This is a genomic window from Sulfitobacter sp. (assembly GCF_041552635.1).
Classification (GTDB): Bacteria; Pseudomonadota; Alphaproteobacteria; order Rhodobacterales; family Rhodobacteraceae; genus Sulfitobacter.
Window position 1 is genome coordinate 1 of record NZ_JBFEKM010000012.1, and the last position, 17,542, is coordinate 17,542.

Here is a 17,542-nt window from a genome sequence, read left to right on the forward strand (position 1 = left end):
CCGTCTGCGCCGATTGTAAGGCCAGCGGTGAAGCCGATCAGGTGATCCACGAGGTCAGCCCGAAGCAAAGATGCCGCAAGGCCACCGCCGCCTTCACAAAAGATACGAGTGAGGCCATGGGTGGCCAATTTGGCCAAGATGTCCGCCGGATCAAGCTGACCAACGCGAGTTGCACAAGGGATCAGCGTTGCACCAAGTTGCTGCCAGGTTGTGATAAGGTGCGGGTCGGCGTTTGATGCGTGGCACAGGATTACGGGGATCGCTGATGCTGTTTGTGCCAGCTTTCCTTTCAGCGGCAGATCAAGCCGGCTGCTGACCACAATGCGGGTAGGTTGGCGGCTGATGCCGATGTCGCGGACTGTCAGGCTGGGGTCGTCGTGACGCGCCGTGCCGCCGCCCACCATCACCGCATCATGGCGCGCGCGCATCGCGTGGACCAAACGGCGTGCGGGACCAGCGGTGATCCATTGGCTTTCGCCGGTGGCCGTGGCGATCCGCCCGTCAAAGCTACTGGCCAGTTTGAGGGTCACCATGGGCCGCCCAAGATCGACCTTGGACAGGAAGCCAATGTGATCTTTGCGGGCTTCTTCCTCAAGTAGGCCAGTTTCGACCGTAATGCCCGCCGCCTTGAGCATCGCGATCCCCTTGCCGCTGACGCGCGGATCACTGTCGGTGCAGGCGATCACGACCCGCGCCACCCGCGCATCGATGAGTGCCTGCGCGCAGGGCGGCGTTTTGCCGGTATGGGCGCAGGGCTCAAGCGTGACGTAGGCCGTCGCGCCAACGGATTGAGGACCGGCCTGCGCCAATGCCACTGGCTCCGCATGGGGGCGGCCGCCGGGCTGGGTCCAGCCGCGCCCGACAATACGGTCCCCGTTTACGATCACGCAGCCCACGGCAGGGTTTGGCCAGACTCCACCCTGCCCGCGCCGGCCCAAGGATAGGGCCAACGCCATAAAGCGCGTGTCTGTGCTAGAGGCCGAGGTCACTCTTCGGGGGGAACGTCGGGGCGCAATTCCTGAACGAATTTGTCAAAATCGTCCGCAGCCTGGAAGTTCTTGTAGACGCTCGCGAACCGCACGTAGGCGACCGTGTCGATCCGGGCCAAAGCCTCCATCACGATCTCGCCGATTTGTTTAGACCCTATGTCTGTCTCGCCCATGCTTTCAAGGCGCCGCACGATGCCGGAAATCATCTGGTCAATCCGTTCCGGATCAATCGGGCGTTTCTGCATAGAAATACGGATAGAGCGTTCGAGTTTATCGCGGTCGAAATCTTCGCGCTTGCCGGATGTTTTGATCACCACCAGATCACGCAATTGCACACGTTCATATGTCGTAAAACGCCCGCCACACGCAGGGCAAAACCTTCTGCGGCGAATGGATACGTGATCCTCTGCCGGGCGGCTGTCTTTTACTTGGGTGTCGATATTTCCGCAAAACGGGCATCGCATGGCCGGTCCCCTTAATTTCTGATCCGCCTCAGGTGGTTGGGTGGTTTCCCATCCTAGTCACCGATACTATAGGACAGCCCCTAGGGTTTGGGTAGAGGGCATTTTCACCCCCCACATGCAGACATCCGCCGCGCCATGCCCCTGCCGTGCCGTTCATGCAAAGTGGGCCGCAACCTGTCTGACATGGCCTGAAGTGCGGTGTTCAACCATATAGATACCCTGCCACGTCCCCAACGCCATCCGGCCCGACCGCACGGGGGTAGAAAGGCTGACGGGCAACAAAGCAGCCTTGATATGGGCAGGCATATCATCAGGCCCCTCGTAAGTGTGGGTCAGATAGGACATCGCAGGATCTGTGGTTGGCGGCACAAGACGGCTGAAAAAATTAACCAGATCTGTTTGCACCTCGGGGTCCGCGTTTTCCTGGATCAGCAGCGAAGCAGAGGTGTGGCGCACCATCAACGTCAATAACCCATCGCCTTGGCCCGCAAGCCAATGCGCAACATCGTGGGTGAATTCGTACAAACCGGGACCTTGGGTGGTGATTTCAAAATCGGTATTCATAGGGCCAGACGCTATGCCCCACCGGACACAGCGGCAAGCCAAAGCGCGCCCGGTCTAGATATCATTCAGTTCAAGAATGAAATCTTTGCAAAACTCGATCGCATGGCCGACCGGCAGGTTCAGGCCTGGCGTTCTGACAGAGACTGAGTAAGAGCGCGTGGGCGGCACCGTCAAAGAAGTTTCGTCCAAGGTGAACACGACACCGGTTCGGCCACTGACACTAACCGACGGGCTACGCGCATTCTTGACGTACAGCCGCGCGCCCCCGGAGGCCCCCAAACGGTCGTGCGCATAGCTTGCTGCGGCACACCACATGCCACGGGGGCCTTCGCCGTGGTCTTCGATCACTTCAAAATCTGTGCCCGAAACCGGGATGACATAAAGCCGGTTGATCGCCTGATAGGTCTGAGCGGCGGCGGCAAGGGGCAGACCGGCACAAAAGGCCGCAAGGATGAGGATGCGCATAGGGATACTCCAAACAACAAATAATGTTGTAACAATCATAGCTCTGCTGGGTCATTCACCAAGTCACAGATGGGTGATATCCAAGGTTTCCGGCTATCTAATAGTATATGTGCCAACAAAAAAGGGGCGGAGTTTCCCCCGCCCCTTCAACGATAATCCCGAAAAAAATTACTGATCCAAGAATGAACGCAGCTTGCGCGACCGGCTTGGATGCTTGAGCTTGCGCAGCGCCTTGGCTTCGATTTGACGAATGCGTTCGCGTGTAACGCTGAACTGCTGGCCAACTTCTTCCAACGTGTGGTCGGTGTTCATACCGATGCCAAACCGCATCCGCAAAACACGTTCCTCGCGTGGCGTAAGCGATGCCAGAACCCGTGTTGTGGTCTCCTTGAGGTTTTCCTGAATGGCGCTGTCCAAAGGCAGCACTGCATTCTTGTCCTCGATGAAATCGCCCAGCTGGCTGTCTTCTTCGTCGCCGATCGGCGTTTCCAGCGAAATCGGTTCCTTGGCGATCTTCATCACCTTGCGGACCTTTTCCAAAGGCATCTGCAGCTTTTCTGTCAAGTCCTCGGGCGTCGGTTCGCGGCCGATCTCGTGCAGCATCTGGCGACCGGTACGGACCAGTTTGTTGATCGTTTCGATCATGTGCACAGGAATCCGGATGGTGCGCGCCTGATCCGCAATGGAGCGCGTAATCGCCTGACGGATCCACCATGTGGCATAGGTACTGAATTTATAGCCGCGACGGTATTCGAACTTGTCCACGGCCTTCATCAAGCCGATGTTACCTTCCTGAATTAGATCAAGGAATTGCAGACCACGGTTGGTGTATTTCTTGGCGATCGAGATAACCAGGCGCAGGTTTGCCTCGACCATTTCTTTCTTGGCCTGACGGGCTTCTTTTTCGCCCTTCTGAACCTGCTGTACGATGCGGCGGAATTCAGAGATATCAAGCCCGACATACTGACCGACCTGCGCCATATCCGAACGCAATTCTTCGACCTTGTCGGCAGAGCGTTCGATGAACATCTGCCAGCCACGGCCGGATTTCTCGGCCATCCGCTCCATCCAGTTTGGATCAAGCTCGTAGCCGCGATAGTTATCGACGAATTCCTTGCGGTTGATGCGCGCCTGATCGGCAAGTTTTACCATCGCGCTATCGATCTGCATGATCCGGCGGTTGATGCCGTACAGCTGGTCGATCAAGGCTTCGATACGGTTGTTGTGCAGGTGCAATTCGTTCACCAGCAACACGATTTCCGACCGGACCTTTTGGTATTCTTCTTCATCTTTCTTCGAAAACGACCCGTCTTCGTTCAGTGTCGCCGAAATCCGTTTGTCCTGAATTTCGCTCAACTTCACATAGTCGTCGGCAATGATATCCAACGCTTCAAGCACTTGTGGCTTCAAGGCCGCTTCCATTGCGGCCAACGACATGTTGGCCTGTTCATCCTCGTCGTCATCGTCATCGTTGGCGATCGGATTGCCATCGGCATCGACTTCGCTTGTCTCGTCGCTGGTTTTCGCCTCGGCCCCTGCTGAAACGACAGGCACAACCGGAGTTGTTTCCTCTTCGTCACCCATCTGGGTGCCGAATGTCGCCTCAAGGTCGATGACATCGCGCAGCAAAATGTCTTCGGACAAAAGTTCGTCGCGCCAGATTGTGATCGCCTGGAACGTCAGAGGGCTTTCGCAAAGCCCTGCGATCATCGTGTTGCGACCCGCCTCGATGCGCTTGGCGATGGCAATTTCGCCCTCGCGGCTCAGCAACTCGACCGAACCCATTTCGCGCAGGTACATCCGCACCGGGTCATCGGTCCGGTCCAGTTTCTCCGAAGTGCCGGTCGACAGCGTTACATCACGGTTGCTGTCCGTGGTGGCAACATCTGTGCCGCCCTTGGCTTCTTCTTCCTCGGCATCTTCATCTTCGATGATGTTGATGCCCATCTCGGACAGCATCGACATCACGTCTTCGATCTGTTCCGAGCTAACCTGCTCGGGTGGCAAAACCGTGTTAAGTTGATCGTAGGTGATGTAGCCCTTTTCACGGGCGTCACCGATCATTTTCTTAACGGCAGCTTGGCTCATGTCCAGCGAATGGCCAGCATCCTGATCGTCAGACTTTGTGTCTTCGTTGGTGTCTTTGGCGGCCATGAAAAATTCCTCCAGCGAATGCGCGCGAATCACCTAAAGTGATTCGATTATTTCGAATCATGCGGGGTTCCGGGTGATTCTTAAACCCGTTACCCTTAATTTTGTTCAACATCCCGGCGAAAAAGCCACGCCGGGTTCATTTTTTATCTTTCGAATCGCCCCCCCGGATCGATCCGATCAACGCATCAAAGGCGCTGCGTTCATCACGGCTGATATGGGCACCGTTGTCGCCAATGTCATATTCCGCCGTATCTTCTTGTCCACTGCGCTGCGCCCGGTCGGCATTTCGGGCCGCTTCGCTCAATCTCCAAGTCAGCCCCTCATCTGCCACACCGCTCAAATCTTCAACGGCATCGGCGATTTCAGCGTCCAACCCGCGCACGGCTTCAAGTTTTCCCAGCTCTTCGGCCACCGTCATTCGGGTCATTTCGATATTGCCAGGGTTACGGATACAAGGCGTAATGGCAACGTGGCGTTGGCTGGTCATATTTTCAAGTGTTTGCGCCCCCAGTGCGTCGGAAATCTTTTCGTGCAACACATCTGGTGAGGTATGGGCGAATCTTAACATCAGATCTCTGATCTCGGCGTGATCGGGGTCTTGGCACGCCATCGCAGCCAGGCCAGTATCGAATTCTTCTACCAATTGCGGGCAGCCCAAGAGCGCACATAAAATCACCGCCTCGCGCAGATGCTCTGTGGCTCCCAGACCTGCGGCTGTCGCAAGAATCGACGACTTGGCGCTTGGCGATGGGCCTTGCGGTGCCGCATTCCACCGCCCCTGCCCAGTACCGCGCGCGCCCGGCGTAAACGTTTTTTTGGCCTGCTGGGGCCGAAACAGTTGATAGCGCAGATCCTTGATTTCCTGGCCATAGTGGCTCCGGATCGACGGGTCTTTGATCAACATGATCTTTTCGCGCAAGGATTTATCCAACGCCGCCTTGCGTTCCGGACTGTCAAAAACGCGCCCGTCGGTTTCACGCTGCCAGAGCAACCGCACCATGGGCATGGCATTGTCCAACAGCTTTTGCAGGGCTGGCGCACCATGGGCACGCAGCACGTCATCAGGGTCTTTCCCCTCGGGCATCACGGCAAAGCGCAGACTTTGCCCCGCTTCCAGCAACGGCAATGCCAGATCGATCAAACGCAAGGCCGCCCGCTGGCCGGCCGTGTCGCCATCCAGCGTGATGATCGGCTCGGGCGATATCCGCCATAGCATTTGCAACTGGCTTTCCGTGATCGCGGTGCCTAACGGGGCCACCGCCGCGCCGAACCCGGCCTGAACCAGTGCGATGACGTCCATATACCCTTCGGCCACCAACAGCGGTTTCCCCTGCCCTGCAGCCGTGCGCGCGTCTTTCACATTGTAAAGGCTGCGGCCCTTATCAAATAACTCGGTCTCGGGCGAATTCAGATATTTAGCATTGTCATTGGGGTCCATCGCGCGGCCACCAAAGGCAATCGCCCGCCCCCGCGCATCCCGGATCGGAAACATGATCCGCCCCCGAAACGTATCATAGGGCCGCCCGCCTTTGGTCGATGGCTTGGCCAGACCCGCGCCAAAGATCAGCTCATCCTCGACCCCTTTGGCCTTCAGATGATCCCATAACCCCTGCCACTGATCGGCAACAAAGCCGATCTCCCACCGCTCCAAGGCCTGCTCGTTCAAGCCCCGTCGCGTCAGATACTCTCGCGCTGCACCTGCAGCCCCTGTTTGAAGCTGCAAACGAAAAAACTGAACCGCCTGCTCCATCACTTCGGCCAACTGTGTGCGCCTGTCGGCTTTTGCCTGCGCGCGCGGGTCCTGCTTGGGAATCTCCATACCGGCTTCGCGGGCCAGAATCTCGACAGCCTCCATAAAGCTCACGTTTTCTGTCTCGCGCACAAAGGAAATCGCGTCGCCCTTGGCGTGACAGCCAAAGCAATAATAGAACCCCTGGCGGTCATCGACGTGGAAACTTGCGGATTTTTCCTGATGGAACGGACACGGGGCCCACATGTCGCCCTTGCCCTGATTGGACTTGCGCGCATCCCACATGACTTTGCGGCCCACCACCTGTGACAGGCTGGAACGGCTTCGAAGTTCATCCAAAAATCCGGGAGGTAAGCTCATAGGCTTATATATTGGCCCGCAGCCAGCAGAGTCCAGAACCCAAAGCCCCTGAACCCTGCTTCATTTTGCCAGATAAACTCCGGGGGAATTGCCCCTTGGGGCAATGGGGGCTGGCCCCCGCACCGCTCCGACATGATGCGCGACGTTAGCGTGCGAGGCACATCTCTTTCCAGGCTGCGCCCAGATCATTGGCCTTCACATCGCGCATTTTCATCTCGTAAACCCACGGGGCGACCAGCGGTACGACGGCGTTATATTTCTCTGGCCACTCCGGGGATGCAGCAGCCACATGTGCGGGAACGCTACGTTCCTTGACCCGTTCAATCCTAGCCTGCCGAACTGCCTCGACAACGGCCGCCTGATAGCCGCAATCCACCTCGGCATCGCTGGCTGCAAAAACTGGGGCTGCACTGCTCAGCAACCCAGCCACGATCACACCTGACAGAAATTTCATCTTCAACTCTCCAAATATCGACCACGCCGCATGAAACGGCTCAAGACGTGCGCGATGCAACACCCAGCATCGCTGCACTCAACTCATGCACCAAGGTAGATGCCATCGACCGGAAAACAAGGATCATGAATTCCTCGGGCCCCGTGCGCGTGATCGAAACCGTCATATGGCCCAGTAACGTACGTGCCGTATGCCCGCGCTTGAAGTGACCTGCGCGCAGGTCGATCGGCACCAACCGCGCCAGCACATCTTCCGCTGCTGCGCCGCTTAAACAGACCGCGCACCAGCCGTCGCTTTGATCCACCAGCGCACCATGCGCACGCAGCGACGCATCCGGAGCAACACCGATCAAAAGCGCCTGATTGCGCCCGATCCAGACACTGCACACCCCGCCCTTGCCCAGCGGACTTTTACCCGTTGTCCGGTTCGGCTTTGGAAAGCCGACACCATGCACCGCATCCATGGCCTCTGACATCGCTTTTTCATCGCCAAGCAGCGCAACAGATGTCACGATGCCCAGATCAAGCTCGACCAGTTGCGCCGATCCATGAGTCACGGGCAGTAAATCCCCGCATGCGGTCCTTGCTTTCAATTCAGCCACGGGCACGCCCTCCCTCTGGGTCAAAGAACACAGGCGGGCATATTTCCACCTCGACCTCCAATTCGCGCAAATGATCCACCACGCGCATCACTTCGCCATAGCGTTCCGGCCCGTTCTTGACGAACCCCAAACCGACATAGGTGCCAACCTCGGGCGAAAAACAGACCGAGGTGACATAGCCCTGATCATTTTCCCGCACCGCTTGCGCGTCTTTTTCAAAGATATGCGCACCAGCACTCAGCAGTTTCACAGCGCCCACAGGTTTCATCCCCACCAACCGCTCGCGATCCTTTGCAACCAAGCCGGGGCGCGCTGCCATCACCTTGCCGATGCAATCTTTCTTGGCCGACACCATTTCTGCCATGCCGACATCAAACGCGGTCGTGCGTCCGTGGATTTCCGCATGGGTGATGAACCCCTTTTCGATGCGCAGCACATTCAGCGCCTCCATCCCATAAGCCCCGCCGCCCAGCCCTTGGGCACGGGCAACCAGCTCGCGAAACAGGCTCTCGCCGTAACGCGCAGGCACCGCGATCTCATAGGCATGCTCGCCCGAGAACGATATCCGGAACAGCCGCCCTTTGACGCCCAGCACCGATGTGTCGCCGCACGCCATGAACGGCCAACTGTCATTGTCGATCGGTGCATCCAGCAGGCCGTTCAACAACGCGCGCGACTTTGGCCCCGCAACGGCGAACTGCGCCCATTGTTCTGTGACTGACGTGATTGCCACCCGCCATTCCAGGTGCAAACACTGTGCGACAAATTCCAGGTGCTTGATCACCGCCCCCGCCGCTGCGGTGGTGGTGGTCATCACGAAATGCTGATCCCCCAGCCGCGCGCAGGTGCCGTCGTCCATCACGGTGTCGTCCTCGCGCAGCATCAGCCCATAGCGCACGCGCCCGGGTTTCAGCGTCGAAAACATGTTGGTATAGACGAAATCCAACAACGCAGCCGCATCCGGCCCCTGAATGTCGATCTTGCCCAACGTCGACACATCGCAGATGCCGACGGCCTTGCGAACATATCCGACCTCGCGGTCACATGACTGCCGCCACGTCTTTTCCCCCGCCTTGGGGAAATAGCTGGGCCGGTACCACAGCCCCGCCTCGATCATCGGCGCGCCTGCCTCTACGCTGGCGCTATGCGATGTGGTGAATCGCTGCGGCGCAAAGCCCTTGCCCTGTGCCCCCGCCCCCATCGCCGCGATACTAACCGGCGAATAGGGTGGCCGGAATGTCGTGGTCCCAGTGTCCGGTATCCCGCGCCCCGTCGCATCGGCCAGCACCGCCAAGGCCCCGACATTCGAATTCTTGCCCTGATCGGTCGCCATGCCTTGGGTGGTATAGCGCTTCATGTGCTCGACCGACCGGAAGTTTTCGACCGCCGCCTGCTTGATATCCTTGACGCTCACGTCGTTCTGGAAATCCAGCCAAGCGCGCCCCTTGCCCGCAACAGCCCACAACGGGGCCATCCGGTAGGGCGCATCCTCGGCCTGCGGCAGCGCACCTTCAGCCAGCTTCTTGCCCAACATCCCCAGAACCTTGCCCGCGACCTCGGCCCCCTCAGCCAGACAGCCCTGGGTCGAGAATGTCCCGTTGCACGCCCCTGCCGAGATCATCCCCGGAATGGCCCCTTCGGTGGGTACAAACGCCTGAATGTCAGGCCGCCATGTGGGCCGTCCGTTCATATGGCAGGTCAGATGAACCGTCGGGTTCCAGCCGCCCGACATCGCCAGACAATCGGTCTGGATCTTCTCAACGCCGCTGATGGTCCGGATCGAGATACTTTCCAGCTCTTTCCCACCGCCCGTGTTGAACACCTGCGCGCCGCGATAGACGGGGAAATCCCCTTTGATATCGACCTCGGCACGGCTGTCGACCACCGCAGCGATCCGCACGCCTGCATCAGCCAGATCACGCGCAGTTCTGTGTGCATCGTCGTTGTTGCCAAAAATCGTCAGCGCCTTACCGGGGCTCACCCCCCAGCGATTCAGATAGGCCCGCACCGCCCCCGCCGTCATAATTCCCGGTCGGTCGTTGTTCTGAAACGCGATCGGCCGCTCCAACGCGCCTGCGGTCAGGATGCTATGCTTGGCCACGATCCGCCAGAAACACTCAAGCGGTGCGCCCTCGACACGCTCGCCGTGATGGTGGTTCACCCGCTCCAACGCGCCGAACGTGCCCTGATCATAGGCCCCTGTCACCGTGGTGCGTGACATGAGCCGCACATTGTCCATCCCGGCCAACTCAGCCACAATATCAGCCGCCCAGACATGCCCCGGCTTGCCGTCAATCTGATAGGTTTCGGCGTTCAGCCGCCCGCCCATCAGCGCATCCTCATCGGCCAAAATCACATCCGCGCCACCGCGCGCCGCTGTTAACGCTGCCATCAGACCCGCAGGCCCAGCGCCAATGACCAGCACATCACAAAACGCGAAGGCACGCTCGTAGGTATCAGGGTTATGCGCCCCGCTCAGACCGCCCAAACCGGCCGCCCGCCGGATCACCGGTTCGTATAGCGTCTCCCAGAATTTGCGCGGCCACATGAAGGTCTTGTAATAGAACCCAGCCCCCAAAAACGGCGAAACCAGATTGTTCACGGCCATCACATCAAAATCCAGCGACGGCCAGGCGTTCTGGCTGCGCACGCGCAATCCCTCAAAGACCTCTTGCATGGTGGCGCGCACATTCGGCTCGGACGCCGCTCCGCTCCCCACTGTCACAAGCGCATTCGGCTCTTCGCTACCAGCCGTCAAAACACCACGCGGACGGTGATACTTGAACGACCGCCCCATCAGCGTCACGTCATTGGCCAACAACGCCGAGGCAACTGTATCCCCCGCAAAGCCATCATAGCTGCGCCCGTCAAAATTAAACGTGACCGTGTTGGACCGATCAATCAGCCCCTTGCCCTTGATCCTCATGCCATGGCCCCCTTCACGTCCGACGCCAACTCAACCGTCGATATCGCATGGGTCACCGTATTGCGCGTCACAACCAACCACGCGCCACAGCCTGCCTCGTGCTGCCACAAATCCCGCGTCTGGCCTGCCGGATTGTCCCGCAAATGCAGATAACTGTCCCAAGCATCCGCGCCCGCGTCCACATCCGGGCGCGACACCATCACAGCATCCCCCTGATAATAAAACTCGCGCCGGTCACGGTTTCCACAAATCGGACAATCCAGTCTCATGCCAAGCCCCTCTGAACGGGCATCTGCCCCTTCACCCTTTCAAAAATACTCAAATCCAACCCCACAACCAGCATCATCAATGAAGGTTATGCTGGGAACCAGTGCCCTCTTCATCCATCACGCCAACGCCCGTGCGGAACCGGTCCAACCGGAACTTGGCCGCTGGTGCATGGTGGTTTCCCGTCGCCATCAAATGGGCAAAACTGAACCCTGATCCCGGCACCGCCTTGAACCCGCCGTAACACCAGCCACAATCGATGAACAAACCCTTGGTATCCGTCTTGTCGATGATCGGACTGCCGTCGGGCGTCATGTCCATGATCCCGCCCCAGCTGCGCAGCACCTTGGCCTTGCCGATCATCGGCATCAAGGTCATGCCCGCCTCCATCACATGTTCGGCCATGGGCAGGTTGCCCCGGCTGGCGTAAGAAGCATAGAAATCCAGATCGCCGCCAAAGACCAAACCGCCCTTGTCGGATTGCGAAATATAGAAATGCCCCATGCCAAAGCTGACGACATGGTCAATGCAGGGCTTGAGCCCTTCGGTCACGAACGCCTGCAAGACATGGCTTTCAATCGGCAGACGCATCCCAGCCATCGCCGCCACCTGACCGGACCGCCCCGCGACCACGATGCCGACCTTTTTGGCGCGGATCGCCCCGCGCGTGGTTTGCACGCCGCGCACCTGACCGTTTTCGATATCAATCCCGGTGACTTCGCATTGCTGGATCAGGTCAACGCCGCGATCCGATGCACCACGCGCATAGCCCCATGCCACCGCATCATGACGCGCCGTGCCACCGCGCGGATGCAACAAGCCGCCGTAGATCGGAAACCGCACATTGTCGAAATCCAGGTAAGGCAGATGCTTGCGCACGCCGATCCGGTCCAGCAACACGGCATCGTCGCCCTGATTGATCATGCTATTGCCGCGCCGCGCAAAGGCATCGCGCTGGCCGTCGGAATGGAACAGGTTAATCAGCCCGCGCTGCGAATGCATAACATTATAGTTCAGGTCTTCTTCCAACCCTTCCCACAGCTTCAAAGAATGGGAGTAAAACTCGGAGTTCCCCTGGAGAAAGTAATTCGCCCGCACAATTGTGGTGTTACGTCCGACATTGCCGCCGCCAAGGTAGCCCTTTTCAAGAACTGCAATATTCGTAAGACCATGTTCCTTGGCAAGATAATATGCAGTGCTAAGCCCGTGACCGCCGCCACCAATAATGATCGCGTCATATTCGGCTTTCGGTTCGGCATCACGCCAATGCGGTGCCCATCCCTTGTTTCCGGTCAATCCTTCGCGCAGCACGCGCAATCCTGAAAACCGCATCGCATCCCCCAATTCAACCGCCTTGATAGCAGCGCCTTGGCGCTACTCAATCAAGTCCGATACAAAGGTGCAATGGCTAGGCGCAGCATGGGGGGCATTTTGCGCCGCGGACAAGTCTGTCCGCGACAGTCTTTTAGGCAAACCCTATTTTAGGGCATGATCGGCTTACAGTCCTTTGGCGCGGTAGCTGGCTGCAACCTTGGTGATGCTGACCAGATAGGCCGCGGTGCGCAAATCAGTCACGTCTTCACGGTTGTGCCAGACATCGGACATGGATCGATACGCATCGACCATCGTGTCATAAAGCCCCGAACGCACCAGTTCCAATTCATCCGCGCCGCGCAGATATTTGTCTTTGAAGTTCGGGCTTAGCTGCCAGCCCACACCACTGTCGGCGCTCAGGCGTTCAAGTTCATCGACCAACAACTGGTGGCGGCTTTCTTCGTTACGGCGCTGCATCCGGCCAAACCGGATATGGCTCAGGTTCTTGACCCACTCAAAATAGGACACCGTCACGCCGCCTGCGTTGGCATACATGTCGGGAATAATGACCACCCCCTTGTCACGCAGAATTTCATCTGCCCCCGAGGTTACCGGACCATTCGCAGCCTCTACGATCAGCGGTGCCTTGATCCGGTCGGCATTACCAAGGTTAATGACACCTTCCAAGGCGGCAGGGATCAGGATGTCGCAGTCCGTCTCTAGAACCGACGCCCCGTCCTCGATCAATGTGGAATCGTGATAGCCCTTGATCGTGTCATGCTTGGCGATCCAGTGATGCACTGCTTCGACATCCAAACCGGCCTCGTCATGCAAAGCGCCATCGCGTTCGATGATCGCAGTGATCAGGCAGCCGTCTTCTTCACTCAGGAACTTCGCGGCGTGATAGCCCACGTTGCCCAGCCCCTGAACGATGACGCGCTTGCCTTTCAACTTGCCCTCAAGACCCGCCTTGGCCATTCCCTTGGCATCCTTAAAGAACGCGTGCAGCGCGAATTGCACCCCGCGCCCCGTTGCTTCGGTCCGGCCGTGAATGCCGCCGGCGTTGATGGGCTTGCCCGTCACACAGGCAACGCCGTTGATATCCGTGGTGTTCATGCGCTTGTACTGATCCGCGATCCAGGCCATCTCGCGTTCGCTGGTGCCCATGTCGGGCGCGGGCACGTTTTGCGCAGGATTGATCATGTCGCGCTTGATCAGCTCATAGGCAAAGCGGCGGGTGATCAGCTCAAGCTCGTGTTCATCATAGGCGCGCGGATCAATGCACAGCCCGCCTTTTGATCCGCCAAAGGGCGCTTCGACCAGCGCACATTTGTAAGTCATAAGCGCGGCCAATGCCTCGACCTCGTCTTGGTTGACGCCAAGACTGTACCTTATACCACCTTTCACGGGTTCCATATGCTCCGAATGTACGGAGCGGTAACCGGTGAACGTCTGGATCCCGCCGCGCAGCCGGACGCCAAAGCGCACAGTATAGGTTGCATTGCAAACGCGAATTTTCTCTTCAAGACCTGAAGAAAGGTCCATCAGGCCAACGGCCCTGTTGAACATCATGTCTACGCTTTCGCGAAAGCTCGGTTCGGTGCCGTCGATCATTTAATGCTCCTGTTTGGCAAAGTGACCTGAAGAAATGCGATTCATCTCGCCACATCTAGAACATGCCCTTTACGACTTTAGAATCCGTAAAACCTATTATATCGATTTTTTTGCACGTTTTTTGGGCAAAAAGAAAACTTTTCCCAACTGGAATCGTCCAAATCAATTTCCTTCAGGCAGCTAAGCCGACGTTTCCAAGCGTGAAACAGTACGCCAAGATCGCTTGGATCGGCGCAGGTAACCCCCCAAATGTGACCTCATTTCAAGGGTTTTCGCCCTATTTTGGCCACGTTCAAATTGCATAAGTTAACGAAAGTGGAATCTCCGAGAGGCTAGAAGGCCATAGGATCCGCGTAATAAGGAACAAGTGATGTCATTATTCAAACCAAAGGAAGCTTGGGCACGATCCGCGCCTAGGGTGAGACTTGAACGCTTTGCCCGTCAAGACGATGGATCAATCACAATTCTAGTGATTTTCATGATCATGATGATGGTCATGGTCGGCGGAATCCAAATCGATTTCATGCGCCACGAGATGGAGCGCGCGCGGTTGCAAGCAATGGCTGACCGTGCCGCACTTGCGGCGGCGGATCTGGACCAAAAGATTGACGGCGAATTGGTGGTAAAAGAATACTTTGCCAAGGCCGGTATGTCCAATTACCTGATCAAAGCCCACGAGCTGCCCGGTTTGAATTTCAGTACCGTAACGGTGGACGCCGGATTTGACATGAAAACCCAGTTCTTGGGGCGCTTCGGATTTGACACTCTGAAAGTCAGCGTCAGAAGCCAGGCCGAAGAGCGGGTCGAGAACGTTGAAATCTCGCTTGTCCTTGATATCTCGGGTTCCATGGCATCCAACGACCGCCTTACCGAGATGCAAACGGCCGCCAAGAAATTCGTGGATATCGTATTGAAGGATGACAACGAAGATCTGATTTCGGTTTCCTTGATCCCTTATTCAGAACAAGTAAACGCCGGACCGCTTCTGTTGAACCGCATGAAGGTCGACTATACTCACAATTACTCCCATTGCCTTGAGTTTGATGACTCCGATTTTACGAAAACGAACTGGGAACCTTCGAAATACTACACCCAAATGCAGCATTTCCAGTGGAACTACTCGGGTCCGAACGCCATGACAGACACGGTCTGCCCACGGTACAGCTACGAGCGCATCCTGCCGTTTTCCCAGAATAAGACAGCGCTGAAAACCCAGATCGAAAGCCTTAAGCCGCGTGCGGGTACACAGATTTTTCTGGGTATGAAATGGGCAACGATGTTGCTTGACCCAAGCTATAACCCGGTGGTCAAGTCCCTGACTGTCGTTCCCGAGGGCTCTAGTGCATACACCCAGCCAGAGGTGGACAAGGCATTTGAAAACCGGCCCGGCAGCTATACCGACATCGAAACGCTGAAAACCATTGTCCTTATGACGGATGGTGAAAACTCCAGCACACAGCGGATTTCGTCGCGCTATTATGCCAACGATTCCCATTACGTTCACTGGAGCAAGTACAACCTGAACTGGTACCTATACAACTACGTCAACAGCTGGGACCGCAAAAGTTTCTACTGGCAGAAATATGACAAATGGCGCGGGGATCAACTGTTGGCAGACATGTGCAGTGCCGCCAAAGCCAAGCATATCGTCATCTGGTCTGTCGGTTTCGAAGTCACAGACAACGGTGCAGAGGTCATGAAGAAATGTGCGTCATCCCCAAGCCACTTCTTCAGGGTCGAAGGTGTCGAACTATCCGAAGCCTTCAGCGCCATCGCTAGTCAAATCAACCAATTGAGGCTGACGCAATGATCACCCGATGCATACATGCGCTGCGGCGCTTCCGCCAAGCAGATAACGGGTCAGTTTTCTTGATTGAATTCGTAATCATCGTTCCGGCTATCTTTGCGGTCTTCATGATGTCGGTAGACATCAGCATGGCGTCCTTGCGTCAGGTGCACCTTGACCGCGGGCTTGAACAGACCGTCCGCTATATCAGGCTGAACACCCGCGCACAGATCACCCATGACTCGATCAAAGACATGGTATGTGACAACATTGGCAATATCGGCGACTGCGACGGCACGCTGCGGCTTGAGATGGTCAAGGTGAATCCACGGGCGTTTTCGCAGATGAACCCAAACATTGACTGCGTGGACAAATCCCTACCGATTGAACCTGAGCGTGGATTTACCTTGGGCGCACAGCACGATTTGATGATGCTGCGGGCCTGCCTGAAATTCGACCCTCTTACGACATTCGTTCCATTGGGTTTTAACTTTATCAAAGACGGAAACGGTCAGGCAAGCGTCTATGCCATCTCGGCCTTCGTACAGGAGCCAAGCTAATGTGGAACTCACTTGCAGCGCGTTTAAAAATACGCGACTTCCGCCGCCAAGAAGACGGCAGCGCGTCAATCGAAGCGTTGATCATGGCACCCGCGATGTTCTGGGTCTTTATGGCAATGTTTTCATTCTTTCACACCTATCAAGAATACAGCGTGAACCAGAAAACCGCCTATACGATCAGTGATATGATTTCGCGCGAAACCCTGCCCTTGGACAGCGACTATCTGGACGGTTTGCAGGATATTCTGGGCTATTTGACCCATTCGACGGACGAGCCCGCAATTCGCGTCACATCCTTGCAGTACAACGAAACAGAAAAGCGGTTCTACGTTCACTGGTCCCGTGCACGCGGGTTTGTGTCGCCTGTTTTAGATGAAGACGTTGTAAATTGGACGTCGCGCGTGCCGGTATTGTCTGATGGGGAATATATCGTCATCACCGAGACATTTTCGCGGTTCGACCCTCCGTTCAAGGTCGGGTTGCTGCGCCAGGACATTGATAATTTTGTGTTCACCCGTCCACGCTATGCGCCGCGTGTTCTTTACGACGGCAGTGTTTAAACCTGCCTTTGGCGTGATCTACAAAAAAACCGCCGCCCCTGCACATGTTGCGGGGGCGGCTTTTCATCCGGCCATTAAATGTCGCGTGTTGCAATGATCGTTGCGATCGCTTCGGCCATGTATTTCGTCTGCCGCCCCGGCGTCATGCCGCCAATGCCGATCCGCCGCCCCATGCGCCACCACAGACCGGGTCGCCATTCGCGCGTGCCGCCGGTGCCTGCCTTAGTTCGCAACAAAAAACCGTTGGACGGTTTAAAGGCGAAAACCCCGCGATCAATGTGCTCAATGTCTTCGATACGGGCAATAACGGTGCCGTCACTGTCGCGCAGGATGGTGGCAGTCAGTTCGATCGCATTGCTTGTCGCGCGGCGCATCCGGTCTGCCATCCATATCGCACCTGCGCCCAAGACCAGCAAGACCACCTGCCATCCGAAACCCGGCGCACTGGTGAAGGCCATATAAACAAGGAAAAGCCCCAGAAAACCTAGCGATAGCAACCCGGTGTACCGCCGCCCCGCAGCAGCACGCACAGTGGCCAAAACTTCGTCGTTGTCAGGGAATTCAAGGGTCATCGCAAAGCCTTTCATGAGGGTCGCTTTGCCTAGCCCGGCCGGTCACGGTTTGGCAAGCGGAATACAGACGCGCGGTGCCTGCTGGCCAGACCAGCGTCCAAATCGAATGAGCATTGCTTTTTTAGAGCTTAAAGATATTATT

At 57.0% G+C, this 17,542-nt stretch carries 16 protein-coding genes; 3 read left to right on the forward strand and 13 right to left on the reverse strand.

What is annotated here, in order from left to right; translation table 11 throughout:
* The 12 genes from ribD to ABYT07_RS02495 form a co-directional block, all read right to left on the reverse strand.
* Nucleotides 1-956 (reverse strand): bifunctional diaminohydroxyphosphoribosylaminopyrimidine deaminase/5-amino-6-(5-phosphoribosylamino)uracil reductase RibD (gene ribD, locus ABYT07_RS02440; RefSeq protein ID WP_372989170.1); only part of this gene is annotated, 956 nt, incomplete at its 3' end.
* Between the two features lie 29 nt (nucleotides 957-985).
* The gene (gene nrdR, locus ABYT07_RS02445) at nucleotides 986-1,453 is read right to left on the reverse strand and encodes a transcriptional regulator NrdR (protein ID WP_176249586.1); all 468 of its coding nucleotides are present in this window, start codon (nucleotides 1,451-1,453) and stop codon (nucleotides 986-988) included.
* Between the two features lie 153 nt (nucleotides 1,454-1,606).
* Nucleotides 1,607-2,017, reverse strand: coding sequence for a secondary thiamine-phosphate synthase enzyme YjbQ (locus ABYT07_RS02450; protein ID WP_372989173.1), 411 nt, complete (start codon nucleotides 2,015-2,017; stop codon nucleotides 1,607-1,609).
* A 54-nt stretch (nucleotides 2,018-2,071) separates the two neighbouring features.
* Nucleotides 2,072-2,482 (reverse strand): hypothetical protein, encoded by a 411-nt coding sequence (locus ABYT07_RS02455; RefSeq protein ID WP_372989175.1) that lies wholly within the window; start codon nucleotides 2,480-2,482, stop codon nucleotides 2,072-2,074.
* A 168-nt stretch (nucleotides 2,483-2,650) separates the two neighbouring features.
* Nucleotides 2,651-4,636 (reverse strand): RNA polymerase sigma factor RpoD, encoded by a 1,986-nt coding sequence (gene rpoD / locus ABYT07_RS02460; protein WP_372989177.1) that lies wholly within the window; start codon nucleotides 4,634-4,636, stop codon nucleotides 2,651-2,653.
* A gap of 136 nt (nucleotides 4,637-4,772) precedes the next feature.
* Nucleotides 4,773-6,746 carry a DNA primase gene (gene dnaG, locus ABYT07_RS02465; RefSeq protein WP_372989179.1) on the reverse strand — a complete coding sequence of 658 codons (1,974 nt, stop codon included), beginning with the start codon at nucleotides 6,744-6,746 and terminating at the stop codon, nucleotides 4,773-4,775.
* 145 nt (nucleotides 6,747-6,891) lie between these two features.
* A complete protein-coding gene (locus tag ABYT07_RS02470) occupies nucleotides 6,892-7,200 on the reverse strand; it encodes a hypothetical protein (protein ID WP_372989181.1) in 309 nt (102 codons plus the stop codon).
* Between the two features lie 40 nt (nucleotides 7,201-7,240).
* Nucleotides 7,241-7,801, reverse strand: a complete 561-nt coding sequence (locus ABYT07_RS02475) for a sarcosine oxidase subunit gamma (protein ID WP_372989183.1) — start codon at nucleotides 7,799-7,801, stop codon at nucleotides 7,241-7,243.
* Complete coding sequence (locus ABYT07_RS02480; protein WP_372989185.1) at nucleotides 7,794-10,727, reverse strand: sarcosine oxidase subunit alpha family protein; 2,934 nt, start codon at nucleotides 10,725-10,727, stop codon at nucleotides 7,794-7,796. The genes ABYT07_RS02475 and ABYT07_RS02480 overlap by 8 nt, the downstream gene beginning before the upstream one ends.
* The gene (locus ABYT07_RS02485) at nucleotides 10,724-10,996 is read right to left on the reverse strand and encodes a sarcosine oxidase subunit delta (protein WP_372989187.1); all 273 of its coding nucleotides are present in this window, start codon (nucleotides 10,994-10,996) and stop codon (nucleotides 10,724-10,726) included. Before ABYT07_RS02485 ends, ABYT07_RS02480 begins: the two co-directional genes overlap by 4 nt.
* 76 nt (nucleotides 10,997-11,072) lie before the next feature.
* Complete coding sequence (locus tag ABYT07_RS02490; RefSeq protein ID WP_372989188.1) at nucleotides 11,073-12,326, reverse strand: sarcosine oxidase subunit beta family protein; 1,254 nt, start codon at nucleotides 12,324-12,326, stop codon at nucleotides 11,073-11,075.
* A gap of 165 nt (nucleotides 12,327-12,491) precedes the next feature.
* Entirely contained in the window at nucleotides 12,492-13,922 is a 1,431-nt protein-coding gene (locus ABYT07_RS02495; RefSeq protein WP_372989190.1) for a Glu/Leu/Phe/Val dehydrogenase, read from the reverse strand.
* A gap of 370 nt (nucleotides 13,923-14,292) precedes the next feature.
* Between ABYT07_RS02495 and ABYT07_RS02500 the strand changes: the two genes are divergently transcribed.
* The 3 genes from ABYT07_RS02500 to ABYT07_RS02510 are packed head-to-tail and all read left to right on the forward strand — an operon-like array spanning nucleotide 14,293 to nucleotide 16,828.
* Entirely contained in the window at nucleotides 14,293-15,732 is a 1,440-nt protein-coding gene (locus tag ABYT07_RS02500; protein ID WP_372989192.1) for a pilus assembly protein TadG-related protein, read from the forward strand.
* A gap of 59 nt (nucleotides 15,733-15,791) precedes the next feature.
* On the forward strand, nucleotides 15,792-16,268 hold the full coding sequence (locus tag ABYT07_RS02505; protein ID WP_372989194.1) for a TadE/TadG family type IV pilus assembly protein: 477 nt from the start codon (nucleotides 15,792-15,794) through the stop codon (nucleotides 16,266-16,268).
* Nucleotides 16,268-16,828 (forward strand): TadE/TadG family type IV pilus assembly protein, encoded by a 561-nt coding sequence (locus ABYT07_RS02510; RefSeq protein ID WP_372989196.1) that lies wholly within the window; start codon nucleotides 16,268-16,270, stop codon nucleotides 16,826-16,828. Before ABYT07_RS02505 ends, ABYT07_RS02510 begins: the two co-directional genes overlap by 1 nt.
* A 74-nt stretch (nucleotides 16,829-16,902) precedes the next feature.
* Here ABYT07_RS02510 and ABYT07_RS02515 read toward each other — a convergent pair whose 3' ends face one another.
* A complete protein-coding gene (locus ABYT07_RS02515; RefSeq protein WP_372989198.1) occupies nucleotides 16,903-17,415 on the reverse strand; it encodes a hypothetical protein in 513 nt (170 codons plus the stop codon).
* Nucleotides 17,416-17,542: the final 127 nt, after the last annotated feature.

Coding starts and splice junctions, on each gene's coding strand:
- ABYT07_RS02495 (WP_372989190.1), bottom strand. CDS start 13,922: ATGATCGACGGCACCGAACCGAGCTTTCGCGAAAGCGTAGACATGATG.
- rpoD (WP_372989177.1), bottom strand. CDS start 4,636: ATGGCCGCCAAAGACACCAACGAAGACACAAAGTCTGACGATCAGGAT.
- dnaG (WP_372989179.1), bottom strand. CDS start 6,746: ATGAGCTTACCTCCCGGATTTTTGGATGAACTTCGAAGCCGTTCCAGC.
- ABYT07_RS02500 (WP_372989192.1), top strand. CDS start 14,293: ATGTCATTATTCAAACCAAAGGAAGCTTGGGCACGATCCGCGCCTAGG.
- ABYT07_RS02510 (WP_372989196.1), top strand. CDS start 16,268: ATGTGGAACTCACTTGCAGCGCGTTTAAAAATACGCGACTTCCGCCGC.
- ABYT07_RS02485 (WP_372989187.1), bottom strand. CDS start 10,996: ATGAGACTGGATTGTCCGATTTGTGGAAACCGTGACCGGCGCGAGTTT.
- ABYT07_RS02470 (WP_372989181.1), bottom strand. CDS start 7,200: ATGAAATTTCTGTCAGGTGTGATCGTGGCTGGGTTGCTGAGCAGTGCA.
- ABYT07_RS02450 (WP_372989173.1), bottom strand. CDS start 2,017: ATGAATACCGATTTTGAAATCACCACCCAAGGTCCCGGTTTGTACGAA.
- ABYT07_RS02490 (WP_372989188.1), bottom strand. CDS start 12,326: ATGCGGTTTTCAGGATTGCGCGTGCTGCGCGAAGGATTGACCGGAAAC.
- ABYT07_RS02455 (WP_372989175.1), bottom strand. CDS start 2,482: ATGCGCATCCTCATCCTTGCGGCCTTTTGTGCCGGTCTGCCCCTTGCC.
- ABYT07_RS02515 (WP_372989198.1), bottom strand. CDS start 17,415: ATGAAAGGCTTTGCGATGACCCTTGAATTCCCTGACAACGACGAAGTT.
- ABYT07_RS02480 (WP_372989185.1), bottom strand. CDS start 10,727: ATGAGGATCAAGGGCAAGGGGCTGATTGATCGGTCCAACACGGTCACG.
- nrdR (WP_176249586.1), bottom strand. CDS start 1,453: ATGCGATGCCCGTTTTGCGGAAATATCGACACCCAAGTAAAAGACAGC.